Source organism: Paracoccus zeaxanthinifaciens ATCC 21588 (assembly GCF_000420145.1).
GTDB classification, from domain to species: domain Bacteria; phylum Pseudomonadota; class Alphaproteobacteria; order Rhodobacterales; family Rhodobacteraceae; genus Paracoccus; species Paracoccus zeaxanthinifaciens.
This window is the reverse complement of the sequence record NZ_ATUJ01000001.1, coordinates 127,485-153,204: the sequence shown is the minus strand read 5'-3', so window position 1 is coordinate 153,204 and position 25,720 is coordinate 127,485. Positions and strand designations below refer to the sequence as shown.

Here is a 25,720-nt window from a genome sequence, read left to right as displayed (position 1 = left end):
TTGCAGGGGGCGTGTGCGCAATTAAATTGCGCACACGCCGGTCGTTCAGCGTTCGAGGCACATGGCGACGCCCATGCCGCCGCCGATGCACAGCGTCGCAAGGCCCTTCTTGGCGTCGCGGCGCTGCATCTCGAACAGCAGGGTGTTCAGGATCCGCGCCCCCGAGGCGCCGATCGGGTGGCCGATGGCGATCGCGCCGCCGTTGACGTTCACGATGGACGGATCCCAGCCCATGTCCTTGTTCACGGCGCAGGCCTGCGCGGCAAAGGCCTCGTTCGCCTCGACCAGGTCCAGGTCGCCGACCGACCAGCCCGCCTTTTCCAGCGCCTTGCGGCTGGAGGGGATCGGCCCGGTGCCCATGATCGCCGGGTCGAGGCCCGCCGTCGCATAGGAGGCGATGCGCGCCAGCGGCGTCAGCCCGCGGCGTGCGGCCTCGTCCTCGGACATGACCATGACGGCCGCCGCGCCGTCGTTCAGGCCCGACGCGTTGCCCGCCGTGACCGAGCCTTCCTTGGTGAAGGCGGGGCGCAGCTTCTGCATGCCCTCGATCGTGGCGCCGTGGCGGATGTATTCGTCCTTGTCGACGACCGTGTCGCCCTTGCGGCCCTTGACGGTATAGGCGACGATTTCGTCATCGAAGCGGCCCGCATTCTGCGCGGCCTCGGCCTTGTTCTGCGAAGCCAGGGCGAATTCGTCCTGCTGGTCGCGGCTGATCGACCACTGGTCGGCCACGTTCTCGGCGGTCTGACCCATGTGATAGCCGTTGAAGGCATCCCACAGCCCGTCGCGGATCATGGTGTCGATCATCTTCATGTCGCCCATCTTCTGGCCCGCGCGCAGATAGGCGGCATGGGTCGACAGCGACATGCTCTCCTGGCCCCCCGCCAGAACGATCTGCGCATCGCCCAGCATGACCTGCTGCGCCGCCAGCGCGACGGCGCGCAGCCCCGAGCCGCAGACCTGGTTGATGAGCCACGCCGCCGATTCCTTGGGCAGGCCCGCATTGATATGCGCCTGGCGCGCGGGGTTCTGGCCCTGCGCGGCGGTCAGCACCTGGCCCAGGATCGTCTCGCTGACCTCGGCGGGGTCGACACCGGCGCGGGCCACGACCTCGCGCAGGACGGCGGCGCCCAGATCATGTGCGGGGACATTGGCGAATGCGCCCATGAAGCTGCCGACGGGGGTACGTGCGGCAGATACGATTACGGCTTTGGTCATGGCGGGCTCCTTCCCTTCGTTGCCGGGCGGTGCCGGCTGATGGGGTCAGGATGCGGGTTGCCGACGCCACGTCAAGCGCTGTGTGGCAACAGTTGGATGACGGCCCGGACTGCCTAGCGCGTGGCCAGCGAGGGCGGCTTCTTCCACGGGGGCGCGATGGTCGGCGCCCCGAAATAGTAGCCCTGCATGCAATCCACCCCGATATCGATCAGGAAGGCCGCATCCTCGGCGGTCTCGACCGATTCCGCGACGGTGAACATGTCGAAGTGATGCGCGATGGACTGTAGCGCGCGGGTCAGGACCTGGTTGTCGGGGTTGCCCGCGATCTGGCGGATGAACTGCCCGTCGATCTTGATCATGTCGAAGCAGAAGTCGCGCAGATAGCGGAACGAGGTATAGCCCGCGCCGAAATCGTCCAGCGCAAGGCTGACGCCGTGGGACTGCACTTCGGACATGAAGCGCTGCACGTCCTGCGGCATGTCCATCGCGCTGCTTTCGGTGATCTCCAGGATCAGGCGTTCGCCCAGGGTCGGGTCCTCGGATATGCCGCGGCGCAGGGTCTCCATCCAGCGGGGATAAAGGATCGAGCGGGCGGACATGTTGATCGAAAGGCGCAGGCCCGGATCCTCGGCCAGGGTCTGCATCCCGAGGGACAGCGACAAGCAGTCGATCTTGCGGCCCAGCTCGGTCTTTTCCGCCTGGGGCATGAAATCGCGCAGGGGGACCAGTCGCCCGCTTTCGTCGATGACGCGGATCAGCCCCTCGTAGAAGGCGGGCGTCTTGGTGCGCTGCGCCTGGACGATGGGCTGGAAGGCCAGCACCGCGCTGCCGCGATCCACCGCCATCGACACGGCCGAGAGCGTCAGGCTGTCCTGGTGCCGGATCGCGTCTTCCAGCGGCGAAGAGTTTTCCGGGTATCTGGTCACGGTGCGCCTCATGTCCTTCGTCTGGCTTGCAGTCTGCGCACCATGCCTTAACCTTGCGTGAATCGTCAGGGATATCTGGAAACTGGGTTAACCCATGGTTGAACGCTGCGGCTGGTGCGGGGACGATCCGCTCTATGTCGATTATCACGACCGCGAATGGGGCGTGCCCGAACGCGACCCCCGCGCCCTGTGGGAGGCGCTGACCCTCGAGGCGTTCCAGGCCGGGCTGAGCTGGATCACCATCCTGCGCAAGCGCGAGGGGTTCCGGCAGGAATTCGACGGCTTCGACCCCGAACGCGTCGCCGCCTGGGACCAGGCGCGCATCGACCGCGCGATGGGCAATCCCGGCATCATCCGCCACCGCGCGAAGATCGAGGCCGCCGTCCGCGGCGCACGATCCTTCCTGCGGATCGAGGACGAACGCGGCTTCTCGCCGTGGTTGTGGGGGGTCGTCGGGGGCGATCCGATCCGCAATTCGCCCGCCGACCTGTCGCAGGTGCCCGCGCAGACGCCCGAATCGCAGGCCATGTCCAAGGCGCTGAAATCCGAGGGCTTCGGCTTCTGCGGGCCGGTCATCACCTATGCCTTCATGCAGGCCACGGGCATGGTGGACGACCATGTCGCCACCTGCCACCGGCACGGCGCGATCAGCCCTCGATAAGCTGACCGATCAGGGTCTTGGCGGTGTCCGAATCCCATTCCGCATCGCCCAGGTAACGCGCGACCTCGTTGCCGTCGCGGTCCAGCAGCACGGTCACCGGCAGGCCCACCACGCCCATTTCCCGTGCCAGCTGCTGGCGCGGATCCAGAAGGACGGGCAGGTCGGTCACGCCGACCTCGTCGAAGAAATCGTCGATGCGCGCGGGGGCGTTGCGGCCGGTGGCGATGGTCACCACCTCGAAATCCTCGCCGCCCAGCTCCTTCTGCAGGTTGTCCAGCGCGGGCATCTCCTCGCGGCAGGGGGCGCACCAGGTCGCCCAGAAGTTCACCAGCACGATCTTGCCCTTCCAGTCGGCCAGGCGATGCTCGCCGCCATCGGGATCGGTGAAGACCGTGTCGCCGACCGGGGGGGCATCGTCGGCCACGACCAGCTTGGGAAGGCCGCCTTCCTTCGCGGCCTGCCAGTCGGGTTCGGCATAGGCGGCATTTGCACCGAGTAACAGTGCCGTATAAAGCAGGACGGAACGCAGCATTGGACCTCCGAAGGACTGACAGATGACCGACCGGCCCGACAGCAACGACGCCGCCAACAGCATGTGGGGCGGGCGCTTCGCCGCCGGACCCGATGCGATCATGGAGGCGATCAACGCCTCGATTGGATTCGACCGGCGCCTCTATGCCCAGGACATCCGCGGCAGCCGGGCCCATGCCGCGATGCTGGCGGCGCAGGGCATCATCAGCGATACCGATGCCGAGGCCATCAGGGAAGGCCTGCTCACCGTCTTGTCAGAGATCGAGGCCGGGAATTTCCCCTTCCGCACCGCGCTGGAGGACATCCACATGAACGTGGAGGCCCGCCTGAAGGAGATCATCGGCGAACCCGCGGGCCGTCTGCACACGGGCCGGTCGCGCAACGATCAGGTCGCGACCGATTTCCGCCTGTGGGTCCGCGACCAGTGCGATGCCGCGATCGAGGGGCTGGAGGCCCTGATCCGCGCCTGCCTGGGCCAGGCCGAGGCGGGCGCCGACTGGGTCATGCCGGGCTTCACCCATCTGCAGACCGCCCAGCCGGTCACCTGGGGCCACCACATGATGGCCTATGTCGAGATGTTCGGCCGCGACCTGTCGCGCTTCCGCGATGCGCGTGCGCGGATGAACGAATCGCCCCTGGGTGCCGCGGCGCTGGCGGGCACGGGATACCCCATCGACCGTCAGGCGACCGCCCGCGATCTGGGCTTCGACCGCCCGATGGCCAACAGCCTCGATGCCGTCAGCGACCGCGATTTCGCGCTGGAATTCCTGTCCTGCGCCTCGATCTGCGCCGTCCACCTGTCGCGCCTGAGCGAGGAGCTGGTGATCTGGTCCTCGGCCCAGTTCCGCTTCGTGTCGATGTCGGACAAGTGGTCGACCGGGTCGTCGATCATGCCGCAGAAGCGCAACCCGGATGCGGCGGAACTGATCCGCGCCAAGATCGGGCGCATCCTGGGCGGCACGGTCGCGCTGTTCACGGTGATGAAGGGCCTGCCCTTGGCCTATTCCAAGGACATGCAGGAGGACAAGGAACAGGTCTTCGACGCCGCCGACAACCTGCTTTTGTCGCTGGCCGCCATGTCGGGCATGATCACCGACCTGACCGCCAATCGCGACCGTCTGGAAGGGGCCGCAAGCGCGGGCTTTTCCACCGCGACCGACCTTGCCGACTGGCTGGTGCGCGAACTGGGGCTGCCCTTCCGCGATGCCCATCACGTCACCGGATCGCTGGTCGCCATGGCCGAGACGCGCGGGATCGACCTGCCGGACCTGACGCTGGAGGACATGCGGTCCGTCCATGACGGCATCACGCAGGACGTGTTTGGCGTGCTGGGGGTCCACAACTCGGTCGCCTCGCGCCAAAGCTATGGCGGGACGGCACCCGACCAGGTCCGCGCCCAGATCGCCCGCTGGAAGGAGAAGCTGGCATGACCCGCATCACCTGCATCATGGCGCTGCTGGCCCTTGGGGCCTGCGGCGTCGACGGCGCCCCGAAGCGTCCCGCCGACAAGCCGGCGCAATCCGGCATCACCATCAGCGGCGATGCCCGTATCGGCATCGCGACCGAGTAGTCCATGGATCATTTCCTCTATCGCGACGGCGCGCTTCACGCCGAGGACGTGCCCCTGAGCCGCATCGCGGCCGAGGTGGGCAGCCCCGTCTACGTCTATTCCGCGGCCACGCTGCGGCGGCATTTCGGCCTGTTCCGGCAGGCGCTGGACTGGACGGACCACCTCGTCTGCTTCGCGGTCAAGTCGAACAGCAACCTTGCCGTGCTCAAGCTGATGGGCGACATGGGCGCGGGCATGGATGTCGTCTCGGGCGGCGAATATGCGCGGGCCCGCGCGGCGGGCGTGCCGGGTGACCGGATCGTGTTCTCGGGCGTGGGCAAGACCCGCGCCGAGATGCGCCAGACCATCGAGGGCGGCATCCGCCAGTTCAACATCGAGAGCGAGCCCGAGATGCGGGTCCTGTCCGAGGTGGCCGCCAGCATGGGCGCGACCGTCCCCGTGGCGATCCGCGTGAACCCCGATGTCGATGCCAAGACCCACGAGAAGATCGCGACCGGCAAGTCCGAGAACAAGTTCGGCATCCCGATTTCCCGCGCGCGAGAGGTCTATGCCGAGGCCGCGTCCCTGCCGGGTCTGAAGGTCGTGGGCGTGGACGTGCATATCGGCAGCCAGCTGACCGATCTGGACCCGTTCCGCGCCGCCTATGCGAAGGTCGCGGAACTGACGACCATGCTGCGCGCCGAGGGGCACGAGATCACGCGCCTGGACCTGGGCGGGGGCCTGGGCATCCCCTATCGCCGCGACAACAACGCGCCGCCCCTGCCCATCGAATACGGGCAGGTGATCCGCGATGCCGTCGGCCATCTGGGCTGCGAGATCGAGATCGAGCCGGGCCGCAACATCGTCGGCAATGCGGGCGTGCTGCTGAGCGAGGTCGTCTATGTCAAGAACGGCGAGGATCGCGACTTCCTGATCGTGGACGCGGCGATGAACGACCTGCTGCGCCCGGCCATGTACGGCGCGCATCACGACATCGTCGCGGTCCGCGAACCGGACGTGGGTGCGCAGGTCCGCCCCTATGACGTGGTGGGCCCGGTCTGCGAATCCGGCGACACCTTCCAGAAGGGCGCGCAGCTGCCCGCGATGGAGGCGGGCGAGCTGATCGCATTCCGCTCGGCCGGGGCATACGGGGCCGTGATGGCGTCGGAATACAATTCCCGCCCCCTCGTCCCCGAGGTGCTGGTCGATGGCGATCAATTCGCCGTTATCCGCGCCCGCCCGACATATGAGGAGATGCTGGCCCGGGATACCATCCCGGAATGGCTTTGATCCGGCGCCTTGCTGCCCGATACGGGCCGGGGGCCGTGCGCCCCCGGACCGATGACGAATTCCCCACCGACACCCGCCTGCGCCGCGCCCTGCGCCTGACCCGGATGGGGCTGGTCTGGGAACGCGCGATTTCGGCCTTCTGGCCGCTGGCCTGCCTGCTTGGCCTTGCCTTCGCCGCGATGTGGGGCGGGCTGGTGGCGGGCATCGAGCCTTCCGCCCTGCCGTGGATCGGCGGCGCGTGGCTGGCCGCGACGCTGGCCGCCGCGGTGCATGGCGGGTTGCGTCACCGCCGCGTGCGCGCGCCCGACGCGCGCGAACGGCTTGACCGCAGCCTGCCGGGGCGCCCGCTGGCCGCGCTGAACGACCGGCCCGCCATCGGCGATGCGGGCCCGTTGTGGCAGGCCCACCTGCACCAGATGCGCGACCTTGCCGCCCGCGCCCGCGCCGTGCCGCCCGATGCGGGCCTGTCGCGCCGCGACCCCTTCGCGCTGCGGCTGGCGGCGCTTCTGGCCTTTGCGATGGCGCTGATCTTCGGCGGTGCCGACCAGATGGGGCAGGGCATCCGCGCCATGGCCGCGACCGTCCTTCCCCGCGCCGCGCTGACCGACGCCGCACCCACCGGCCCCGAATGGGAAGGATGGGCCGAGCCCCCCGCCTATACCCGCCGTCCCGCGATCTATCTGAACGCCCTGCCTGACGGCGAGGTGTTGGACCTGCCCAAGGGCAGCCGCATCAGCCTGCGCATCTATGGCGCCGACGTGCCGGTCGTGCAGGACGTGGCTTCGGAAACGACCGGCGACGAGGGCGCGCCCGAACTGGTCGCCGAACGCAGCGGCACGCTTGGGGTGGGGGGGCGCGACTTCGCGATCACCGTGCTGCCGGATGCCGCGCCGGTCATTGCGCTTGGCGACGTGCCGCAGCGCCGCGCCGACGGGCGGATGGTGCAGGACTATACCGCCGGCGACGATCACGGCGTCACCGCGGCCGAGGCCCGCATCGCGCTGGATCTGCCCGCGGTGGACCGCCGCTTCGGGCTGGCCGTCGATCCCGAACCCCGGGACGATCTGGCCCTGCCCATCGCCCTGCCGCGCACGGGCCGCGACGACATCGCGGGCCAGATCGCGCAGGACCTGTCGCGCCACCCCTGGGCCAACCTGCCGGTGACGCTGCGCCTGCGCGCGCTTGACGGCATCGGTCAGGAGGGGCTGTCCGCCCCCCGCGCGATGGACCTGCCGGGCCGCCGCTTCTTCGCGCCGATGGCCGCCGCCCTGATCGAGCTGCGCCGCGACCTGCTGTGGTCGCGCCGGAACGCCCGCCGCAGCGCCGAGATCCTGCGCGCCCTGACCTGGCAGCCCGAGGGCTTCGTCGAGCCCGATCTCTATTCCGAACTGCGTGGTGCGGTTGGGCTGCTGGAGGGCGATGCCTTCGACGCCGAGGCCCGCGACCGCCTTGCCGATGCCCTGTGGGAGGCGGCGGTCCTGCTGGAGGATGGCGGCCTGTCGGACGCGCTGCAACGGATGCGGGATGCCCAGCAGCGCCTGTCCGAGGCGATCCGCAACGGTGCCAGCCCCGACGAGATCCAGCGCCTCATGGACGAGCTGCGCGAGGCGACCGACGCCTATACGCAGATGCTGGCGGAACAGGCCGAACCCGAGGACATGACCGACCGCCCCGACCGGGGCGAGCAGCGCAATGCCGAGGTCACGGGCGACCAGATCCAGCAGATGATGGACGAGATCCAGCGCCTGATGAACGAGGGCCGCATGGCCGAGGCCGAGCAGCTGCTGGAGCAGTTCAACCGCCTGATGGAGAATATCGAGGTCCGCCAGTCGCAGGGCCAGCAGGGCGGCGAGGGGCGCCGGGGCAGCCCCTCGATGAACCGCCTGGCCGACACGCTGCGCGACCAGCAGGACCTGTCGGACGAGGCGTTCCGCCAGATGCAGCGCGGGCAGGGGGGCGACGACGATCTGGCCGCCCGCCAGCGCGAACTGCGCGAGGAACTGGGCCGTCAGCGCGAATTGATGCCGGGCGAGGGGTCCGATGATGGCGACGAGGCCCGACGCCGCATGGACGAGGCCGGCCGTGCGATGGAAGAGGCCGAACAGGCACTGCGCGACGGCGATCCCTCGGGGGCGATGCGCCGGCAGGCGGATGCGATCACCGCGATGCGCGAAGGGATGCGCGCGCTGGCCGACATGCTGGCGCAGGAAGGGCAACCGGGCGAGGCCGCCGACGAGAACGCGCAGGGACAGGGGCAGGATGGCAGCCAGTCCGCGCGCGGCGGACGCAACGGTCGCGATCCCCTTGGCCGCGAGGCGGGGAATGGCGGCGGTTCGGCGCAGGGCGGCGACATGGCGGATGGCGCGGGCGACGGCAACCGCCGCGCGCGCGAGCTGCTGGACGAGATCCGCCGCCGCAGCGCCGACCCGAACCGCCCGAGCGACGAGCGCGACTACTTGGGCCGGCTGCTCGAACGGTTCTAGCCCCTCAGCCGCGCGGCCTGACCGTCCAGCCACAGCCGCGCACGGTCCAGACCGCCGCGCCATTCCATCAGCGTCTCGCCCACGGGGCTGTCGGGGGCGAGGTTCGGCGCCGCGACATAGACCACGGCCGCCGATGCGGCGACCGCCAGCATCAGCGCCATCCCGGCCCCGTAACCGCTGCGCCGCTTCGCTTCCGGCACCGCCACGACGGCCGGTTCGGGAACAGCGGCGAGTTCGGGAACGGGGGCGGGTTCGATGATGCGCGTGACGCGGGCGGGGCGTGTCGGGGCGTCGTCCCCGCCGACGCGGACGGACGCTTCGGGCTGCGGCTCGGCTGCGGGCTGAGGCTTGTGCCGGATCACGCGGGTCCCCGTCGCAGTGGTCGTCGTCGCGGCGGCGGGCAGGGTCACGGTGGTCGCGGGCCAGTCGGCCTCGTAGGCCTCGCTGCTGATGGGGCGGTAACGGGTCTGACCCTCGGCCTCGCGCAGGCGGCGTTCGTGTTCGACCTCGTCCTTGAGGAATTGCAGCATGTCGGGGGCCAGCCGCTTGCTGGGCATCACCGCCTCGCGCTGCGGGGGCGGGGCATCGTCTTCGGGCGCGATCTCGTCATCGTGATCGGCGGCTGCCTGGACCGCATCGCCGCGCCGCGCCAGCCAGACGCGCCCGCAATCGGCGCATTCCACCTCGCGGCCCGCCTCCGGGATCGCTGAAACCGGCAAAGCATAGTCCGATCCGCATCCCGGACAGATCAACCTGATTTCAGACATGGCACCCTCGTAATCGTCCTGCGGCTGTTTTATCAAGCGTCAGTCCGGCTTCCAAGCATCCGGGCGCAGGGCCCGCATCAAGACGGGCCGATTTGGAACGATGAGGTGGCGCTTGATCGAGATGCGGGACGTCGGTTTCGGCTATCAGGGCCAGGCCGAGCTATTGTCGGACATGAACCTGAGCCTTCAGGCGGGGATGTTCCATTTCCTGACCGGGCCGTCGGGGGCGGGCAAGACCACGCTTCTGCGGCTGTGCTATGGCGACCTGATGCCCAGTTCGGGCCGGATGAACCTGTTCGGAGAGGAGCCGCGTTCGCTGGACCGCGACGCGGTGGCCGACCTGCGCCGCCGGGTCGGCGTGGTCCACCAGGACCCGCAGTTCCTCGACCACCTGCCCGTGGCCGAGAACATCGCCCTGCCGCTGACCATCGCGGGCGAGCCGGTCGACCTGCAGGCGATGCGCGACCTTCTGGGCTGGGTGCAGTTGCAGAACCACGCCCGCGCGCTGCCGCCATCGCTGTCGGGCGGCGAAAGACAGCGCGCCGCCTTGGCCCGCGCCGTGATATTGTCGCCCGATGTCGTCCTTGCGGACGAACCCACGGGCAACCTGGACTGGGAGATGTCCATGCGGCTGATGCAGCTGCTGATCGAGCTGAACAAATCGGGCAAGACCGTGCTGGTCGCGACCCATGACCTGAACCTGATCCGCGCCACCAAGGCGCAGGTGACGGCGCGCGTGCTGCGCATCTCGGGCGGGACGCTGCATCTGGCGGGGGCCGACCTGTGATGGGCAACGACCGCAGAACGCTGAACCCGATCGCCCTGTGGCGCGGCCTGTTCGGATCCGAGGTGAATGGCAGCGACCGCATCGTGCCGCCGACCGGCTTCACCGCGCAGCTGACGCTGTTCTCGGCCGGGGCGATGGCCTTCCTGGCCGTCTTCGCGCTGGCGCTTGCGATGGCGACGGGGCGGCTGGCCGAGCGCTGGTCCTCGGACCTTGCAGGCGCCGTCACGGTGCGCGTCAGCGCCCCCGCCGGCGAACAGGAGGCCCGCGTCCAGTCCGCGCTGCAGATCCTGCGCACCACGCCCGGCGTCGGCCAGCCGCGCCAGCTGCCCCCCGAGGAACTGGCCGCCCTGCTGGAACCGTGGTTCGGCCCCGACATGCCGGTCGACGCGCTGCCCATGCCCGCGCTGATCGACCTGCCGGTCGAAAGCGCGGATTTCGACCCCGAGGGCCTGCGCCTGCGCCTCGAGGCCGAGGCGCCGGGTTCGGTGCTGGACGATCATACCGAATGGCGGCGGCCGCTGATCTCGGCGGCGAAGCGCCTGAAATTCTTGGGGATCGTGTCGCTGATCCTGATCGCGGCGGCATCGGCCGCGATGATCACGCTGGCCGCCAAGGCCGCGCTGGCCGCGAACGGGCAGGTGATCCGCGTGCTGCGCCTGATCGGGGCGCGCGACCTGACCATCGCCACGGCTTTCGTGCGCCGCTTCACCCGCCGCGCGGCGGCAGGCGCTTCGGTCGGCACCGCGGCGGGGATGCTGGGCATCGCGATCCTGCCATCGGCCGAACAGGCGGGCGGGTTCCTGACGGGCCTCGGGTTCCAGGGCCTTGGCTGGCTGGTGCCGCTGACCATCCCGCTGATCGCCGCGGCGGTCGGCTTCTTCGCCACCCGTTGGGCCGCGCTGAAGATGCTGGAGGCCGTGCGATGAGCGATTACCGCCCCGGCCCGCTGACCCCGCTGCAATACCTGCGCAACGTGACCTTCTACGTGCATGCCGCCATCGCCACCCTGCTGATCGGGCTGTTCGGGCTGATCAGCCTGCGGGACGGACGGCGCGGTGCGAACCGCGTGGGCGATCGCTGGATCGCGCATCTGGCATGGGCCGCCCGCATCCATCTGGGCCTGCGCTGCGAGGTGCGGGGCACGCCCCCCACGCGCGACATCATCGTCGCCGCCAAGCACCAGTGCTTCTGGGACATCCTGATGATCGCGCAGGCGGTTCCCCGCCGCGCCTTCATCATGAAGCGCGAGGTGATGCGCGTCCCGGTCGTGGGCTGGTTCGCCTGGAAGGTCGGCTGCATCCCCATCGACCGCCGCAAGGGGCGGGACGCGATGGCCGCGATCTCGTCGCAGATCAACCAGCGGCTGGCGGGAGACGGGCTGGGCCAGCTGATCATCTATCCCGAAGGAACGCGGACGCTGCCGGGCGAACGCCGCCCCTACAAGCACGGCGTCTCGACCATCCGCGCCAGCACGGGGCTGTCGGTCGCGCCGGTCGCGGTGAACACCGGGCTGTTCTGGCCGCGCAAGGGCTGGGGCATCCGCCCCGGCACCGCCATCATCGAGTTCCTGCCCGAAATCGGCCCCGAGGCTCCGCGCGAAGGCTTCCTTCCGCGGCTCGAGGCCGAGATCGAGACCGCCTCGGACCGATTGATGGCCGAGGCGGGGTTCACGCCGATCGCCGATCAGCGCAATTCATAGTAGCGCGGCACGTGCGGGGCCTCGGGCGGCAGCCCGATGTCGCGCCGCATATGCGGGCTGAGATGGTAGGGATCGGGCGGCCTCGGCCGCCTTTTCCGTGGCATCAGCAGCGCGCGCAGCATGGCCCATGCGACGGCGCTTGCGCCGTGGCGAAGGATCAGGCGGTGGATGGCGGGCATGAGCGGCCCGTGGCCGGGGTGCATCTCTGCGATCATGGTCTTTTCTCCTGGCGATGAAGGGATTCCCCCCTTGGCATCGCGTTCCGGTCTTTGGATGTGGAAATGCAGCGCATGCGGCATCGGCCCCGGCAAAAGGGGTCATGCGGTCATGTCATCTGCGGTAATTGCCCGTGGGGCGGCGTTCAGCGTCGGTTCGACGTCCTGACGGTGGCCCCTTGTCGGAGTTGCTGTGCGGTATGGTTCATCCAGCCCCTCCTTCGTTCACGACATTTCGGGCAGGGCGGAGCGTTGCCGCGTTCCGCCCGTCGCGCAAACGAAAAAGCGCCACTAGCGGTGCTTGCAGGCCCGCTGTGGCGCTTTGGTCACGTTTTCGCGAAACCCGTTCAGCCCAGGCCGACCGAGCCCATCTTCAGGAACTTCTCGCGGCGGTCCTTGACCAGTTCCTCGGGGGATTTGCCCGACAGGTCGTCCAGCATGGCCGCGATCTCGGTGCCGACGGCGGCGATCGCGTCGGCGGGCGCGCGCTGCGCACCGCCCATCGGTTCGCCGATGATGCGGTCGATGATCGCCAGCTTCTTCAGGTCCTGCGCGGTCAGGCGCAGGGCCTCGGCGGCCTCGCGCATGCGTTCGGCGTCCTTCCACAGGATCGAGGCGCAGCCCTCGGGCGAGATGACCGAGTAGATCGAATGTTCCAGCATCGCGATGCGGTTCGCGGTCGCGAAGGCCACGGCCCCGCCCGATCCGCCTTCGCCGATCACGACCGAGACCAGCGGCACGCCGACCTGGAGGCATTTCTCGGTCGAGCGGGCGATGGCCTCGGACTGGCCGCGTTCCTCGGCGCCCTTGCCGGGATAGGCGCCGGGCGTGTCGACCAGCGTGATGACCGGCAGGTTGAAACGGTCGGCCATGTCCATCAGGCGGATCGCCTTGCGATAGCCTTCGGGCCGGGCCATGCCGAAATTGTGGACCAGGCGCGACTTGGTGTCGTTGCCCTTCTCGTGGCCGATGACGACGCAGGGCTTGTCCTGGAACCGCGCAAGGCCGCCCATGACGGCATGGTCGTCGCCGAAGGCACGGTCGCCCGCAAGCGGCGTGTATTCGGTGAACAGCGCGTCGATATAGTCGCGGCAATGCGGACGGTTCGGGTGACGCGCCACCTGCGCCTTACGCCAGGGCGTCAGGCTGGAATACAGTTCCTTGAGAAGGTCGCGCGACTTCTTGTCCAGCGCGGCCGCCTCTTTCTCGACATCGACGGCGCCTTCGCCCTTGCGGCCCATGGCCCGCAGTTCCTCGGCCTTGCCCTCGATGTCGGCAAGCGGCTTTTCGAAATCAAGATAGACCATCAGGTGACGCCTTTGGGTTCTGTTTCGCTGGCTGTATAAGCAAGGCCCGTGCCGGTTGCAACGCGGGCCGCTTATTGCAGGTCCGCGAAGGCATGTCGCAGGCGGGCCACCGCCTCGGTGACGCGGGCGCGGGGCGTGGCGATGTTGAAGCGCAGGAACTGCGCCCCGCCCGTGCCGAAGGTCGCGCCGTGATTGGCCGCGATACGGGCGCCGTCCTGCACGCGCGCGGTGAATTCCGCAGGCGCCATCCCCGTCCCCGAGAAATCGACCCAGGACAGGTAGGTCGCCTGCAGCGGCATGGACCGCAACCCGGGGATCGTGGCGATGCCCTCGTCGAAGATGCGGCGGTTGCCGTCCAGGTATTCGACCAGCGCATCGACCCAGGCGGCGCCTTCGGGCGAATAGGCGGCTGCGACCATGTCCATGCCCAGCATCCCCGCCGAGACGCCGCGCGCGGCAAGCGCCCCCTGGAACCGCGCCCGCAGCCCCGCATCCGCGATGATCGCGTTGCCGATATGCGCGCCCGCGATGTTGAATGTCTTGGTGGCGGCGGTCAGCGTGACCAGCCGGTCGGCGATCTGGGGGGCGACGGTCGCGATCATCCGGTGCGGCCCGCAGCCGGGCATCACCAGGTCGCAATGGATGTCGTCGGACACGAGGATCAGGTCGTGGCGGCGGCAGAACTCGGCCACCTCGGTCAGCTCGTCGGCGGTCCAGATGCGGCCGCCGGGATTGTGCGGCGAGCACAGGATCATCAGCCGCTCGTTGCCGGTCAGCATCTCCTCCCATGCGGGCCAGTCGAAGCCGTAGATCCCGTCGCGCTGCGCCAGCGGCAGCTCGACCAGCTTGCGGCCCGATGCGTTCACGACGCGCCCGAAGGCGTGATAGACCGGCGACATCACGATGACCCCGTCGCCCGGTGCGGTGAAGGCGTCCAGCGCCATCGCGACCCCGTTGACCAGCCCCGCGCAGGTCAGGATCCAGGACGGCTCGATCGTCCAGCCGTGGCGTTCGGCCATCCACCAGCAGATCGCGTCCAGATAGGGCCGGTTCGCCCCCGGATAGCCGTAGACCCCGTGCGCCGCCGCCTGTTCGACCGCCTTCTGCACCGCCTGGGGCGGGCGGAAGTCCATGTCCGCGACCCACATCGCCAGCCCGTCGTCGGGGGACACGCCATAGGCGGCCTCCATGTCGTCCCACTTGCTGCAGCGGGTGCCGGTGCGGTCGATGATCTCGTCGAAATCGGGCTGGTGCATCTGTCCCCCAGGGGTCTGGCTGTGTTTCAGGGCCTTGGCCCCTTGCATACGCCGGATGTTGCCTATGGTGAAGGCTTGGCTTATTTCGCGGGAATGAGCCTGAAACCGATCCTGATCCATCCCGATCCCCGCCTCAAGAAGGTGGCCGAACCCGTCGCGCGCATCACCCCCGAGGTCGAGACGCTGGCCGCCGACATGCTTGCGACCATGTACGACGCGCCGGGCATCGGGCTGGCCGGTCCGCAGATCGGCGTGAACAGCCGCATCTTCGTCATGGACGCCACCCGCGACCCCGAGGCCGAGCCCGCGCCCCTGGTGCTGATCAACCCCGAGATCACCTGGTCCTCGGATGACCGCAACGTCTACGAGGAAGGCTGCCTGTCGATCCCCGACCAGTATGCCGAGGTGACGCGCCCCTCAGAGGTCAAGATGCGCTGGCTGGGCCTGGACGGCGCGATGCACGAACGGGAATTCGACGGGCTGTGGGCGACCTGCGCCCAGCACGAGCTGGACCACCTGGACGGCGTGCTGTTCATCGACCACCTCTCTGCGATGAAGCGCCAGATGATCACCCGCAAGATGGTCAAGCTGAAGCGCGAGAGGGCGCGTGGCTGACGGGCTGGCAGGTCGGGGCGGGGCAACCCGTCCGGTCCTGCCGGGGCTGGCTTCGGGCCAGCCGCGCCAGCTGCTGCTGGCACCCGATGCCCGCCTTCTGCAACGTTGCGAACCCGCGGGGGTGCTGGATGCCGGCGCGATCGTCGGGATCGTTTCGGACCTGATCGCCACCTTGCGGCTGGCACGGGGCAGGGGCATCGCCGCGCCCCAGATCGGCGCCATGAACCGCATCTTCGTGATCGAGGGCGACCCCCCCGTCATCTGCATCGATCCCGAGATCCTCTGGCGGTCCGAGCGTACCGAAAGCCGCATCGAGACCTGCCTGTCGCGTCCGGACCGCTCCTGCCATGTCGATCGCCCCGTCGAGATCCGGCTTGGCTGGTACGATCTGGACGGGCGTTACCACGAGGCGCTGCTGGACGGGCCCGACGCCCGCATCGCGCAGCACCTGGCCGATCACCTCGACGGCCGCATGATACCGGAGTCCTGAATGCCTGCCCGCCCCTTCATCCCCTATGCCGATCCGCGCCTGCACCGCCCCGCCGACCCGGTGGACCAGGTGACCGAGACCGTCCGCATGATCTGGGACGACATGATCGCCACGATGGATGCCATGCCCGGCGTGGGCCTTGCCGCGCCCCAGATCGGCATCACGATGCGCCTGGCCGTGGTCGATGCCTCGGACAAGCGCGGCCAGGCCGTCCGCATGGCCAATCCCGAGATCCTGCACGAAAGCGTGCAGCTGCGCGCCCATGACGAGGCCAGCCCGAACCTGCCCGGCGTCTTCGCCCGGATCGAACGTCCGCGCGCGGTCACGGTCCGCTTCCTGAATGCCGACGGCCAGACCGAGGAACGCGATTTCGTCGGCCTCTGGGCGACCAGCGTGCAGCACCAGATCGACCATCTGAACGGCAAGATGTATGTCGATCACCTGTCGCCCCTGCGCCGCAAGATGCTGGTCCAGAAATCCGCCAAGCTGTCGCGCCGCTGACCCGCAAACGCATCGAAGGGAAACCGCCATGCGCGTGATCTTCATGGGAACGCCCGAATTCTCCGTCCCGGCGCTGCGCGCGATCGCAGCCGAACACGAGGTCGTGGTCGTCTATACCCAGCCGCCGCGCGCGGCGGGGCGCGGCCAGAAGGCGCGACCCTCGCCCGTCCATCTTGCGGCGCAGGAGCTGGGCCTGCCGGTGCGCCATCCCGAAAGGCTGCGCGATCCGGCCGACCAGCAAGACTTCGCGGATCTCGGTGCCGATGTGGCGGTGGTCGTGGCCTATGGTCTGATCCTGCCGCAGCCGGTGCTGGACGCGCCGCGACTGGGCTGCGTGAACATCCACGCCTCGATCCTGCCGCGCTGGCGCGGGGCCGCGCCGATCCACCGCGCGATCATGGCGGGGGATGCGGAGACCGGCATCGCGATCATGCAGATGGAGGCGGGTCTGGACACGGGTCCGGTGCTCGACCTGGAAACGACGCCCATCGGCGCGTCCGAGACGACCTCGGACCTGCACGACCGGCTGGCGGGGATCGGCGCGTCGCTGATCCTGCGCACGCTCTCGACGCTGCCCAAGGAGGCGACGCCCCAGCCGCAGGCGGGCGTGACCTATGCCGCCAAGATCGACAAGGCCGAGGCCCGCATCGACTGGACTCGCCCCGCATCCGAGGTGGACCGCCAGATCCGCGGCCTGTCACCCTTTCCGGGCGCGTGGTGCATGATGGGCGAGGAACGGCTGAAGCTGCTCCGCTCGACCGTGGTCGAGGGGCAGGGGGAACCGGGCCAGCTGATCGAGGGGCTGACCGTCGCCTGCGGCACTGGGGCCATCCGCATCCTCCAGGCGCAACCGGCGGGCAAGCGCCCGATGGCGGCCGGTGATCTTCTGCGCGGCTGGAAGCTGCCCGACCGCCTGACCTAGGGCCGCAGGACACCGCAAGCGGCGGGTCCGGCCGGGTTCACCCCGGCCTTCGGTCCGGATCGCGGCGGGGCTTGGCCCCGCCCGGCCGGGCCGAAACCGTCGCGGGACGCAATCGCTCCCCGCGACTTCACGCGATCAGATCGCGCCGTGGCAGTGCTTGAACTTCTGGCCCGAACCGCAGGGGCACAGGTCGTTCCGCGACGGGTTCCCCCAGGTCGAGGGGTCGTTCTCGTCGAAGCCCGGCAGGCGCGCGGGGTTCTCCTCGGCGGCGGCGTCGCTGTCGCCCGGATGCTCGGCGGTCAGGTCGGATTGCGCAGCCTTCTGCTGATCCGCCATCTGGCGCATCATCTCCTCGCGCTCGGTCTCGGTCAGGGGCCGAATCTGCGCCAGGCGCTGCGTCACGTCGAAGCGCAGCCCGTCCAGCAGCGATTCGAACAGCTGGAACGCCTCGGTCTTGTATTCCGACAGCGGGTCGCGCTGCGCATAGCCGCGGAAGCCCACGACCGAACGCAGGTGATCCAGCGTGAGCAGATGCTCGCGCCATTTCTGGTCGATCATCTGCAGCAGGACCTGCTTCTCGATCATGGCCATGTTCTCGGGGCCGAAGCCCTGGGTCTTCTCGGTCATGTAGGTGTCGGTCGCATCCACGATGCGCTCGCGCATGGCTTCCTGGTCCACGCCTTCCTCGGCGGCCCAATCGGCCAGCGGCAGGTTCATGTTCAGCCGCTCGCGGATGGCGGTGCCCAGCCCCTCGACATCCCACTGGTCGGCATAGCTGCGCGCGGGCATGAAATCCTCGACCAGGTCGTCGATGACCTGGTGGCGCATGTCGGCGGTGATCTCGCCCACTTCCTCACTGTCCATGATCTCGCGGCGCTGGCTGAAGATCGCCTTGCGCTGGTCGTTCATCACGTCGTCGAACTTCAGCAGCTGCTTGCGGATGTCGAAGTTGCGACCCTCGACCTTGGCCTGTGCGCGTTCCAGCGACTTGTTCACCCAAGGGTGCACGATCGCTTCGCCATCCTTCATGCCAAGCGTCGAGAGGACCTTGTCCAGACGCTCGGACCCGAAGATGCGCATCAGGTCGTCGTCCAGCGACAGGAAGAACAGCGAACGGCCCGGATCGCCCTGACGGCCCGAACGGCCGCGCAGCTGGTTGTCGATACGGCGGCTCTCGTGGCGTTCGGTGCCCAGGACGAACAGGCCGCCGGCTTCCAGCACCTTCGCCTTCTCGTCCGCATGCTCGGCCTCGATGCGGGCGCGCAGCTCGTCGGGATTGGCCTCGGGATCGGCCTTGAGGGCCTCCATGACCTTCATCTCGACATTGCCGCCCAGCTGGATGTCGGTGCCGCGACCGGCCATGTTGGTGGCGATGGTCACCGCGCCGATCTTGCCGGCATCGGCGACGATCTGGGCCTCGGCCTCGTGCTGGCGGGCGTTCAGGACGTTGTGGGGGACGCCGTCGCGGGTCAGCAGCTGGGACAGCATCTCGGATTTCTCGATGCTGGTGGTGCCGACCAGGGTGGGCTGGCCCTTGGCGTGGGCCTCCTTGATCGCCTCGATCACGGCGGCATATTTTTCCTGCGCGGTGCGATAGACGCGGTCGTGTTCGTCAAGACGCGCGATGCCGCGGTTGGTCGGAACCTCGACTACGCCCAGCTTGTAGATCTCGGCGAATTCCTCGGCCTCGGTCGAGGCCGTGCCGGTCATGCCGCCCAGTTTTTCATAGAGACGGAAGTAGTTCTGGAAGGTCACGCTGGCCAGCGTCACGTTCTCGGGCTGGATCTCGACGCCTTCCTTGGCCTCGATCGCCTGGTGCAGGCCGTCCGACAGGCGGCGGCCCTTCATCATGCGGCCGGTGAACTCGTCGATCAGCGCGACCTCTCCGTCGCGGATCATGTAGTGCTGGTCCTTCAGGAACAGCTTGTGCGCGCGCAGGGCCTGGCTGGCGTGATGGACGATGGTCGTCGATTCGGGATCGTACAGCGTCTGGCCTTCGGGCAGGACGCCATCGGCCTGCAGGCGTTGTTCGAGGAACTCGTTGCCTTCCTCGGTGAAGGTCGCGTTGCGGGCCTTCTCGTCCAGCTTGTAGTGTTCCTCGGTCAGCAGGGGCACGTACTGGTCCAGCACGCGGTACAGCTCGGACCGGTCCTGCGACGGGCCGCTGATGATCAGCGGCGTGCGGGCCTCGTCGATCAGGATGCTGTCGACCTCGTCCACGATGGCATAGTGGTGGCCGCGCTGGACCATTTCCGCGACGCTGCCCTTCATGTTGTCGCGCAGGTAATCGAAGCCCAGCTCGTTGTTGGTCGCATAAGTCACGTCAGCGGCATAGGCCTGCCGCTTCTCGTCCTCGGGCTGGAAGGGGACGACGACGCCGCAGGTCAGGCCCAGCTGGGCATAGACCTTGGACATCCATTCCGCATCGCGCTTGGCCAGGTAGTCGTTGACCGTGACGACATGCACGCCCTTGCCGGTCAGCGCGTTCAGATAGGCCGGGAAGGTCGCGACCAGGGTCTTGCCCTCGCCGGTCTTCATCTCGGCGATGTTGCCTTCGTGCAGGAAGATACCGCCCATCAGCTGCACGTCGAAGGCCCGCAGGCCAAGGGCGCGGCGGGCCCCTTCGCGGCAGTTGGCGAAGGCTTCGGGCAGGATGGCATCGAGGCTCTCGCCCTTGGCGACGCGGTCCTGGAATTCGCGGGTCTTCTCGACCAGGCCCTCGTCGGACAGTGCTGCGAACTGCTCCTCCAGGGCGTTGATGCGGGCGACCATCGTGCGGGTCGATTTCACCTTGCGGTCGTTGGGCGTGCCAAAGACCTTCTTCGCCAGAGTTCCGAGCATGTTACCTTCACAATCACATAGTTGGGAAAGGTGCGTCAGCAGCGGGCCACTTGCCCGCACCGGTCGCATTGCCGTATCAGGGCCCTGAACGAACGCGGCGGCGGCGCCTTCCACGGAGTTGCTTCGGGATGTAGGCCCGCCCTGCCTGACTGTCAATGTTGGCGCCAATGCCCGTGACGGGCACGGTGCCGTGATCTGAAGGGATTTCCCGATGTTTCGACCGACTCTGAAGGCCGCATTCGTGGCGCTGCCGCTGATGGCCGCTGCCGCGCAGGCGCAGGATGCCGATACCGTGGTCGCGACCGTGGACGGGCAGGACATCACCCTGGGCCAGATGATCGTGATGCGCCAGTCGGTGCAGGACCCGGCCATGGCCGGCATGCCCGCCGAGGCGCTGTGGGACACGCTGCTGGACCAGCTGGTCCGCCAGGCCGCCGTCGCCGGCGCCGCCGAGGACACGCCCATGCTGCGCGCCCAGCAGGAACTGCAGGCCCGCAACACCGCCGCCACCGCCTTCGTGGGCCAGATGGCCGAGGCCGAGCCCTCGGACGAGGAACTGCAGGCGGCCTATGACAAGCTGTTCGCCGAAGCCGAGGCCGTGAAGGAATACAACGCCGCCCATATCCTGGTCGAGACCGAGGAGGAGGCGAAGGACCTCAAGGCGCAGCTGGACGACGGCGCGGAATTCGGCGACCTGGCCGAACAGCACTCGACCGGCCCGTCCGGTCCGAACCGCGGCGATCTGGGATGGTTCGCCGCCGACCAGATGGTCCCCCCCTTCGCCGAGGCCGTCGCCGCGATGGAGCCGGGCGCGATCTCGGATCCGGTGCAGACCGATTTCGGCTGGCACGTCATCAAGCTGAACGAGACCCGCATGCAGGAGGCCCCCTCGCTGGACGAGGTCCGGGGCGAACTGGCGCAGATGGTCCGCCGCGAGAAGGTCGAGGCCGAGATCGAGCGCATCGCGGGCGAGGCCGAGGTCACGAAGACCGAGGATCTGGACCCCGCGCTGCTGCAGGACGACAGCCTGCTGGAGACCGAGTGATGGGCAAGGCCGGGCTTCCCGTCTCGCCCCTTGCACCCGCGTCCTTCCCCGATCTTCCGGTGATCGAGGGCGTGGAATTCGCCAGCGCCGCCGCGGGCGTGAAATACCAGGGCCGCACCGATGTCACGCTGATCCGCGTGGCACCGGGCAGCACGGTGGCGGGGGCGTTCACGCGTTCCTCGACCCGTGCGGCCTGCGTGCTGGACAACCAGGCCAAGCTGGCACAGGGGGGCGACGCGCCCGAAGGTGCCGCGATCATCATCAATTCCGGCAATGCCAACGCCTTCACGGGCGCGCGCGGGCAGGAATCGGTCGATGCCGTGACGGGGGCCGTCGCATCGGCCCTGTCGCTGCCCGCATCGCGGGTCTTCTCGTCCTCGACCGGGGTGATCGGGGAACCGCTGCCCCATGACCGCATCGTCGCGGCGATCGGCGGCCTTGCAGGCGCGCTGGACCCGGCAGGTGCGGCCGAAGCCGCGCGCGCGATCATGACGACCGACACCTTCCCCAAGGGTGCATCCGCGACCGTCGCGGGCGAGGGCGGAGAGATCCGCATCGCAGGCATCGCCAAGGGGTCGGGGATGATCGCGCCGGACATGGCGACGATGCTCGTCTATGTCTTCACCGACGCGGCGATTTCGGCGGACCTGCTGCAGCAGGCACTGACGGGCGGGCTGAACGGCAGCTTCAACGCGATCACCGTGGACAGCGACACCTCGACCTCGGACGCGCTGATCCTGGCGGCGACGGGCCGGTCCACTGCGGCGCCGATCACCTCGTTGCAGGATGGCGTGGGTGCGGCCTTCGTGACCGCGCTGCACGGCGTGATGCGCGAACTGGCGCATCTGGTCGTGCGTGACGGCGAGGGCGCCACCAAGTTCGTCGAGATCGCCGTGACCGGTGCCGACAGCGATGCCGATGCGCGCCTGGTCGCCATGTCGATCGCCAATTCGCCGCTGGTCAAGACCGCCATCGCGGGCGAGGACGCGAATTGGGGCCGCATCGTAGCCGCGGTGGGCAAGTCCGGCGCGAATGCCGACCGCGACCGTCTGTCCATCGCCTTCGGCGACATGGTCGTGGCCCGCGACGGCTGGCGCGATCCCGATTACGACGAGGCCGAGGCCAGCGCCTACATGAAGAACCAGGACCTGCGCATCGCGGTGGACCTGGGGCTGGGGCAGGGCGCGCAGACCGTGTGGACCTGCGATCTGACCCACGGCTATATCGACATCAACGCGGATTACCGGTCGTGAAGACGGTCCTGGTATCTGCCGTTGCGCTGATCGACCCCGAGGGGCGCGTGCTGCTGGCACAGCGCCCCGAGGGCAAGTCCATGGCCGGCCTGTGGGAGTTCCCCGGCGGCAAGGTCGAACCCGGCGAGACCCCCGAGGCCGCCCTGATCCGCGAACTGCACGAGGAGCTGGGCATCGAGACCTGGGAAAGCTGCCTCGCGCCGCTGACCTTTGCCAGCCACAGCTACGAATCGTTCCACCTGCTGATGCCGGTCTTTGCCTGCCGCAAGTGGCAGGGAATCGTGCAACCGCGCGAGGGACAGCGTCTGGCCTGGTCTTATGCCCGCGATTTGCGCAATTACGACATGCCCGCGGCGGATATCCCGTTGATCCCGGCCCTGCAGATGTGGCTCTAGGGTCACGGTTCCCGATTTTCCCTTGCAATAATGCCTGCCACGCGATCTATTGAGCGCGTTCTGTATGCTTTTTTAACCATTTCATGACTACCTTTGGATTGGGCGCAAAGGAGGCTTGACATGATCCGCACCATTTCCGTCGGAAGCTACATTTCCGTTCAGGGCCTTTTCGAGGGCTCGACCGCAGATGGCAACATCGTGGTCCGCGTCGGCAACCGCACCTACGAGGGCAAGCCGGTCGCACGCTGAATTCCCGCGCGCCGGTCTTGGGAGGGACCGGCCCGACATCCGGGAGGAGGGGGAAGGGGCAGTCTTCGGACTGCCCCTTTTTCTTTTGCCCACAGGCAGCGGACCCGGAATGCGAAAAGGGGCGGCCAGATGGCCGCCCCTTTCGTCATCCGGAACCGGAAGGGATCAGAGCGTGCGCTCGACCTCTTCCCGCTCGAAGATCTCGATGACATCGCTCGGGCGGATGTCGTCGTAGTTCTCGAAGGCCATGCCGCATTCCTGACCGGACTGCACTTCCTTGACCTCGTCCTTGAAGCGCTTGAGCGTCTTCAGCGTGCCTTCGTGGATCACCACGTTGTCGCGCAGCAGGCGGACGCCCGCGCTGCGGCGTGCAACGCCTTCGGTGACCAGGCAGCCTGCGACCTTGCCGACGCCCGTGACCTTGAAGACTTCGCGGATCTCGGCATAGCCGATGAAGTTCTCGCGCACTTCCGCCGACAGCAGGCCCGATGCGGCCGCCTTGATGTCGTCCACCAGGTCGTAGATGACCGAGTAGTAGCGGATCTCGACGCCCTTCTGGTTGGCCGAGTTGCGGGCCGGAGCGTTCGCACGGACGTTGAAGCCGATGACCGGCGCCTGGCTTGCTTCGGCCAGACCGATATCGGATTCGGTGATCGCACCGACGCCGTAATGCAGCACGCGGACGCGGACCTCGTCGTTGCCGACCTTCTCCAGCGCCTGGACGATCGCCTCGGCCGAGCCCTGCACGTCGGCCTTCACGACCACCGGCAGTTCGGCGACGGTCTGGTCGGCCTTCGCCTTGGCCAGCATCTGGTCCAGCGTGATCGCCGCACCTGCGGCTGCGCGCTTGTCCTTGGCCTGCTGGGTGCGGAACTCGGCGATCTCGCGGGCCTGGGCCTCGGTCTCGACCACGTTCAGCACGTCACCGGCTTCCGGCGTGCCGTTCAGGCCCAGTACCTCGACGGGGACCGACGGACCGGCCTCCTCGACGCGCTCGCCCTGGTCGTTGATCAGCGCGCGCACCTTGCCCCACTGTTCGCCGACGACGAAGATGTCGCCGCGACGCAGGGTGCCGTGCTGCACCAGGACGGTCGCCACGGGGCCGCGGCCCACGTCCAGCTGTGCCTCGATCACGGCGCCCTGGGCGGCGCGAGCGGGGTTGGCCTTCAGTTCCAGGATCTCTGCCTGAAGCGCGATGGCTTCCAGCAGGGCGTCCAGGCCCTTGCCGGTCTTGGCCGAAACCTCGACATCCTGCACGTCGCCGGACATCTGCTCGACCACGACCTCGTGCTGCAGAAGGGCCGTGCGGACCTTCTGGACGTCGGCGGTCGGCTTGTCGACCTTGTTGATCGCGACGATCATCGGCACACCCGCCGCCTTGGCGTGGTTGATGGCCTCGACCGTCTGCGGCATCACGGCGTCATCCGCCGCGACGACCAGGACGACGATGTCGGTCACGTTCGCACCGCGGGCACGCATCGAGGTGAATGCCGCGTGGCCCGGCGTGTCGAGGAAGGTCAGCACCGCCCCCGATTCCGCCTTCACCTGATAGGCGCCGATATGCTGGGTGATGCCGCCGGCCTCGCCCGAGACGACGTTCGCCTTGCGGATCGCGTCCAGAAGCGAAGTCTTGCCGTGGTCGACATGGCCCATGATCGTGATGATCGGCGGGCGACCCTGCAGGTCCTCGGCCTTGTCCTCGACGCTGTCGATGACCTGTTCCACGTCCGAGTCGCTGACGCGCACGGTGCGGTGGCCGAATTCCTCGATCACCAGTTCCGCGGTGTCAGCGTCGATGGCCTGGTTCATGCTGACCATCATGCCCATCTTCATGAGCGACTTGACCACGTCGGCTGCGCGTTCGGCCATGCGGTTCGCCAGCTCCGAGACGACGATCGTCTCGGGCAGCTGGACGTCGCGGACCTGCTTCTCGGCACGGGCGCTGCCACCCATGGCCTTCTGGCGAGCCTTGTCCTGCTTGCGCTTCATCGCGGCCAGGCTGCGCTGGCGGCCACCTTCGCCGTTCAGCGCCTGGTTCAGCGACAGCTTGCCGGAGCGACGGTTGTCGTCGCGGCCGCCCTTGTTGCGGTTCTCGCGCTCGTTGCGCTCACGCTCGGGCTTGCGCTGCGTGTTGGCGACGCCCTTGGTCTCGGCGCGCGCGGCGGCGGCCTCGATGGTCGCCTGGTCGGGCGCCGAGGGCTTGGCCGATGCCGCTGCGGGCTTCGGACGCGCTTCGCGCTTGGCGTCTTCCTTCTGGCGGGCCTTGGCTTCCTCGGCCTCGCGCGCGGCGCGTGCCTCTTCCTCGGCCTTGGCCTTCAGGGCCTCTTCGCGCTCGCGCTCTTCGCGGGCCTTCGCCTCGATATCGGCGCGGCGGCGCTCGCGTTCTTCCTCGCGTGCCTTTTCCTCGGCCGCGCGGCGCTCTGCATCCTCGGCCTCGCGGGCCTTGGCTGCGGCAAGCGCCTTCAGGCGGCGCTCCATCTCGGCATCCGAGATGCCCGCCGGGCGTTTCGAGGGGTCACCAGCGACGCGCGCGGTCAGCGGCGTCTTTGCCTTGTCGGCAGGCTGGGAAGCGCCGGCGCCGGGCTTGGCGACGACGCGCTTGCGTTTGGTTTCCACGACCACGCTTTTCGTGCGGCCATGGCTGAAACTCTGCTTGACCTGGCCCGAGCGGCCGCTGCCGCCGACGCCCAGGGGCTTCTTTCCGTCTTTGTCGCTCATAT

Annotated in this window: 25 protein-coding genes; 16 read left to right on the top strand and 9 right to left on the bottom strand. The window is 68.5% G+C overall.

Annotated elements, in window-relative coordinates; genetic code table 11:
* Nucleotides 1-45: 45 nt before the first annotated feature.
* Nucleotides 46-1,218 carry an acetyl-CoA C-acetyltransferase gene (locus F804_RS0100790; protein ID WP_022705837.1) on the bottom strand — a complete coding sequence of 391 codons (1,173 nt, stop codon included), beginning with the start codon at nt 1,216-1,218 and terminating at the stop codon, nt 46-48.
* A 113-nt stretch (nt 1,219-1,331) separates the two neighbouring features.
* Complete coding sequence (locus F804_RS0100785; protein WP_022705836.1) at nt 1,332-2,156, bottom strand: EAL domain-containing protein; 825 nt, start codon at nt 2,154-2,156, stop codon at nt 1,332-1,334.
* Nucleotides 2,157-2,238: 82 nt separating this feature from the next.
* On the opposite strand from F804_RS0100785, the gene F804_RS0100780 reads away from it, so the two are divergent.
* On the top strand, nt 2,239-2,805 hold the full coding sequence (locus F804_RS0100780; protein WP_022705835.1) for a DNA-3-methyladenine glycosylase I: 567 nt from the start codon (nt 2,239-2,241) through the stop codon (nt 2,803-2,805).
* Here the strand turns inward: F804_RS0100780 and F804_RS0100775 are convergent.
* Complete coding sequence (locus F804_RS0100775; protein WP_022705834.1) at nt 2,792-3,337, bottom strand: TlpA disulfide reductase family protein; 546 nt, start codon at nt 3,335-3,337, stop codon at nt 2,792-2,794. The genes F804_RS0100780 and F804_RS0100775 overlap by 14 nt on opposite strands.
* 22 nt (nt 3,338-3,359) lie before the next feature.
* Here F804_RS0100775 and argH point away from each other — a divergent pair, with 22 nt between their 5' ends.
* The 4 genes from argH to F804_RS0100755 are packed head-to-tail and all read left to right on the top strand — an operon-like array spanning nt 3,360 to nt 8,658.
* Complete coding sequence (gene argH / locus F804_RS0100770) at nt 3,360-4,766, top strand: argininosuccinate lyase (protein ID WP_022705833.1); 1,407 nt, start codon at nt 3,360-3,362, stop codon at nt 4,764-4,766.
* Nucleotides 4,763-4,906, top strand: a complete 144-nt coding sequence (locus tag F804_RS17475) for a hypothetical protein (RefSeq protein ID WP_022705832.1) — start codon at nt 4,763-4,765, stop codon at nt 4,904-4,906. Before argH ends, F804_RS17475 begins: the two co-directional genes overlap by 4 nt.
* 3 nt (nt 4,907-4,909) lie before the next feature.
* Entirely contained in the window at nt 4,910-6,175 is a 1,266-nt protein-coding gene (gene lysA / locus F804_RS0100760) for a diaminopimelate decarboxylase (RefSeq protein ID WP_022705831.1), read from the top strand.
* Nucleotides 6,166-8,658 carry a DUF4175 domain-containing protein gene (locus tag F804_RS0100755; protein WP_084686353.1) on the top strand — a complete coding sequence of 831 codons (2,493 nt, stop codon included), beginning with the start codon at nt 6,166-6,168 and terminating at the stop codon, nt 8,656-8,658. The genes lysA and F804_RS0100755 overlap by 10 nt, the downstream gene beginning before the upstream one ends.
* On the opposite strand, the gene F804_RS0100750 is transcribed toward F804_RS0100755, so the two are convergent.
* Nucleotides 8,655-9,425: a zinc-ribbon domain-containing protein gene (locus tag F804_RS0100750; protein ID WP_084686352.1), complete on the bottom strand. Its 771-nt coding sequence runs from the start codon at nt 9,423-9,425 to the stop codon at nt 8,655-8,657. The genes F804_RS0100755 and F804_RS0100750 overlap by 4 nt on opposite strands.
* A gap of 112 nt (nt 9,426-9,537) precedes the next feature.
* Here F804_RS0100750 and F804_RS0100745 point away from each other — a divergent pair, with 112 nt between their 5' ends.
* The 3 genes from F804_RS0100745 to F804_RS0100735 are packed head-to-tail and all read left to right on the top strand — an operon-like array spanning nt 9,538 to nt 11,911.
* Entirely contained in the window at nt 9,538-10,212 is a 675-nt protein-coding gene (locus F804_RS0100745) for a cell division ATP-binding protein FtsE (protein WP_022705828.1), read from the top strand.
* Nucleotides 10,212-11,138, top strand: coding sequence for a cell division protein FtsX (locus F804_RS0100740; RefSeq protein WP_022705827.1), 927 nt, complete (start codon nt 10,212-10,214; stop codon nt 11,136-11,138). Before F804_RS0100745 ends, F804_RS0100740 begins: the two co-directional genes overlap by 1 nt.
* Nucleotides 11,135-11,911, top strand: a complete 777-nt coding sequence (locus F804_RS0100735) for a lysophospholipid acyltransferase family protein (protein WP_022705826.1) — start codon at nt 11,135-11,137, stop codon at nt 11,909-11,911. The genes F804_RS0100740 and F804_RS0100735 overlap by 4 nt, the downstream gene beginning before the upstream one ends.
* Here F804_RS0100735 and F804_RS15185 read toward each other — a convergent pair.
* The 3 genes from F804_RS15185 to F804_RS0100720 form a co-directional block, all read right to left on the bottom strand.
* Nucleotides 11,896-12,126: a hypothetical protein gene (locus tag F804_RS15185; RefSeq protein WP_022705825.1), complete on the bottom strand. Its 231-nt coding sequence runs from the start codon at nt 12,124-12,126 to the stop codon at nt 11,896-11,898. The genes F804_RS0100735 and F804_RS15185 overlap by 16 nt on opposite strands.
* A 347-nt stretch (nt 12,127-12,473) precedes the next feature.
* Entirely contained in the window at nt 12,474-13,436 is a 963-nt protein-coding gene (locus tag F804_RS0100725) for an acetyl-CoA carboxylase carboxyltransferase subunit alpha (RefSeq protein ID WP_156845185.1), read from the bottom strand.
* A gap of 68 nt (nt 13,437-13,504) precedes the next feature.
* On the bottom strand, nt 13,505-14,689 hold the full coding sequence (locus F804_RS0100720; protein WP_022705823.1) for a MalY/PatB family protein: 1,185 nt from the start codon (nt 14,687-14,689) through the stop codon (nt 13,505-13,507).
* Nucleotides 14,690-14,782: 93 nt separating this feature from the next.
* Between F804_RS0100720 and def (F804_RS0100715) the strand changes: the two genes are divergently transcribed.
* From def (F804_RS0100715) to fmt, 4 genes are read left to right on the top strand one after another with little or no spacing between them, the layout of a single operon-like run.
* Nucleotides 14,783-15,304 (top strand): peptide deformylase, encoded by a 522-nt coding sequence (def, locus tag F804_RS0100715; RefSeq protein WP_022705822.1) that lies wholly within the window; start codon nt 14,783-14,785, stop codon nt 15,302-15,304.
* Nucleotides 15,297-15,794, top strand: coding sequence for a peptide deformylase (locus F804_RS0100710; RefSeq protein ID WP_022705821.1), 498 nt, complete (start codon nt 15,297-15,299; stop codon nt 15,792-15,794). Before def (F804_RS0100715) ends, F804_RS0100710 begins: the two co-directional genes overlap by 8 nt.
* A complete protein-coding gene (gene def / locus F804_RS0100705; protein ID WP_022705820.1) occupies nt 15,795-16,295 on the top strand; it encodes a peptide deformylase in 501 nt (166 codons plus the stop codon).
* A gap of 28 nt (nt 16,296-16,323) precedes the next feature.
* On the top strand, nt 16,324-17,217 hold the full coding sequence (gene fmt / locus F804_RS0100700) for a methionyl-tRNA formyltransferase (protein WP_022705819.1): 894 nt from the start codon (nt 16,324-16,326) through the stop codon (nt 17,215-17,217).
* Nucleotides 17,218-17,352: 135 nt separating this feature from the next.
* On the opposite strand, the gene secA is transcribed toward fmt, so the two are convergent.
* Nucleotides 17,353-20,058: a preprotein translocase subunit SecA gene (gene secA, locus F804_RS0100695; protein ID WP_022705818.1), complete on the bottom strand. Its 2,706-nt coding sequence runs from the start codon at nt 20,056-20,058 to the stop codon at nt 17,353-17,355.
* A gap of 211 nt (nt 20,059-20,269) precedes the next feature.
* On the opposite strand from secA, the gene F804_RS0100690 reads away from it, so the two are divergent.
* The 4 genes from F804_RS0100690 to F804_RS17740 all read left to right on the top strand — a co-directional run bounded on the left by F804_RS0100690 (nt 20,270) and on the right by F804_RS17740 (nt 23,000).
* Nucleotides 20,270-21,103 (top strand): peptidylprolyl isomerase, encoded by an 834-nt coding sequence (locus F804_RS0100690; RefSeq protein WP_022705817.1) that lies wholly within the window; start codon nt 20,270-20,272, stop codon nt 21,101-21,103.
* Entirely contained in the window at nt 21,103-22,356 is a 1,254-nt protein-coding gene (gene argJ / locus F804_RS0100685; protein ID WP_022705816.1) for a bifunctional glutamate N-acetyltransferase/amino-acid acetyltransferase ArgJ, read from the top strand. The genes F804_RS0100690 and argJ overlap by 1 nt, the downstream gene beginning before the upstream one ends.
* Nucleotides 22,353-22,751, top strand: a complete 399-nt coding sequence (mutT, locus tag F804_RS0100680; RefSeq protein ID WP_022705815.1) for an 8-oxo-dGTP diphosphatase MutT — start codon at nt 22,353-22,355, stop codon at nt 22,749-22,751. Before argJ ends, mutT begins: the two co-directional genes overlap by 4 nt.
* A 120-nt stretch (nt 22,752-22,871) precedes the next feature.
* On the top strand, nt 22,872-23,000 hold the full coding sequence (locus tag F804_RS17740; RefSeq protein ID WP_022705814.1) for a hypothetical protein: 129 nt from the start codon (nt 22,872-22,874) through the stop codon (nt 22,998-23,000).
* Nucleotides 23,001-23,165: 165 nt separating this feature from the next.
* On the opposite strand, the gene infB is transcribed toward F804_RS17740, so the two are convergent.
* Entirely contained in the window at nt 23,166-25,718 is a 2,553-nt protein-coding gene (infB, locus tag F804_RS0100670) for a translation initiation factor IF-2 (RefSeq protein ID WP_022705813.1), read from the bottom strand.
* Nucleotides 25,719-25,720 lie beyond the last annotated feature (2 nt).

Coding starts and splice junctions, on each gene's coding strand:
- F804_RS0100790 (WP_022705837.1), bottom strand. CDS start 1,218: ATGACCAAAGCCGTAATCGTATCTGCCGCACGTACCCCCGTCGGCAGC.
- F804_RS0100785 (WP_022705836.1), bottom strand. CDS start 2,156: ATGAGGCGCACCGTGACCAGATACCCGGAAAACTCTTCGCCGCTGGAA.
- F804_RS0100780 (WP_022705835.1), top strand. CDS start 2,239: ATGGTTGAACGCTGCGGCTGGTGCGGGGACGATCCGCTCTATGTCGAT.
- F804_RS0100775 (WP_022705834.1), bottom strand. CDS start 3,337: ATGCTGCGTTCCGTCCTGCTTTATACGGCACTGTTACTCGGTGCAAAT.
- argH (WP_022705833.1), top strand. CDS start 3,360: ATGACCGACCGGCCCGACAGCAACGACGCCGCCAACAGCATGTGGGGC.
- F804_RS17475 (WP_022705832.1), top strand. CDS start 4,763: ATGACCCGCATCACCTGCATCATGGCGCTGCTGGCCCTTGGGGCCTGC.
- lysA (WP_022705831.1), top strand. CDS start 4,910: ATGGATCATTTCCTCTATCGCGACGGCGCGCTTCACGCCGAGGACGTG.
- F804_RS0100755 (WP_084686353.1), top strand. CDS start 6,166: ATGGCTTTGATCCGGCGCCTTGCTGCCCGATACGGGCCGGGGGCCGTG.
- F804_RS0100750 (WP_084686352.1), bottom strand. CDS start 9,425: ATGTCTGAAATCAGGTTGATCTGTCCGGGATGCGGATCGGACTATGCT.
- F804_RS0100740 (WP_022705827.1), top strand. CDS start 10,212: ATGGGCAACGACCGCAGAACGCTGAACCCGATCGCCCTGTGGCGCGGC.
- F804_RS0100735 (WP_022705826.1), top strand. CDS start 11,135: ATGAGCGATTACCGCCCCGGCCCGCTGACCCCGCTGCAATACCTGCGC.
- F804_RS15185 (WP_022705825.1), bottom strand. CDS start 12,126: ATGATCGCAGAGATGCACCCCGGCCACGGGCCGCTCATGCCCGCCATC.
- F804_RS0100720 (WP_022705823.1), bottom strand. CDS start 14,689: ATGCACCAGCCCGATTTCGACGAGATCATCGACCGCACCGGCACCCGC.
- def (WP_022705822.1), top strand. CDS start 14,783: ATGAGCCTGAAACCGATCCTGATCCATCCCGATCCCCGCCTCAAGAAG.
- def (WP_022705820.1), top strand. CDS start 15,795: ATGCCTGCCCGCCCCTTCATCCCCTATGCCGATCCGCGCCTGCACCGC.
- fmt (WP_022705819.1), top strand. CDS start 16,324: ATGCGCGTGATCTTCATGGGAACGCCCGAATTCTCCGTCCCGGCGCTG.
- secA (WP_022705818.1), bottom strand. CDS start 20,058: ATGCTCGGAACTCTGGCGAAGAAGGTCTTTGGCACGCCCAACGACCGC.
- F804_RS0100690 (WP_022705817.1), top strand. CDS start 20,270: ATGTTTCGACCGACTCTGAAGGCCGCATTCGTGGCGCTGCCGCTGATG.
- argJ (WP_022705816.1), top strand. CDS start 21,103: ATGGGCAAGGCCGGGCTTCCCGTCTCGCCCCTTGCACCCGCGTCCTTC.
- F804_RS17740 (WP_022705814.1), top strand. CDS start 22,872: ATGATCCGCACCATTTCCGTCGGAAGCTACATTTCCGTTCAGGGCCTT.
- infB (WP_022705813.1), bottom strand. CDS start 25,718: ATGAGCGACAAAGACGGAAAGAAGCCCCTGGGCGTCGGCGGCAGCGGC.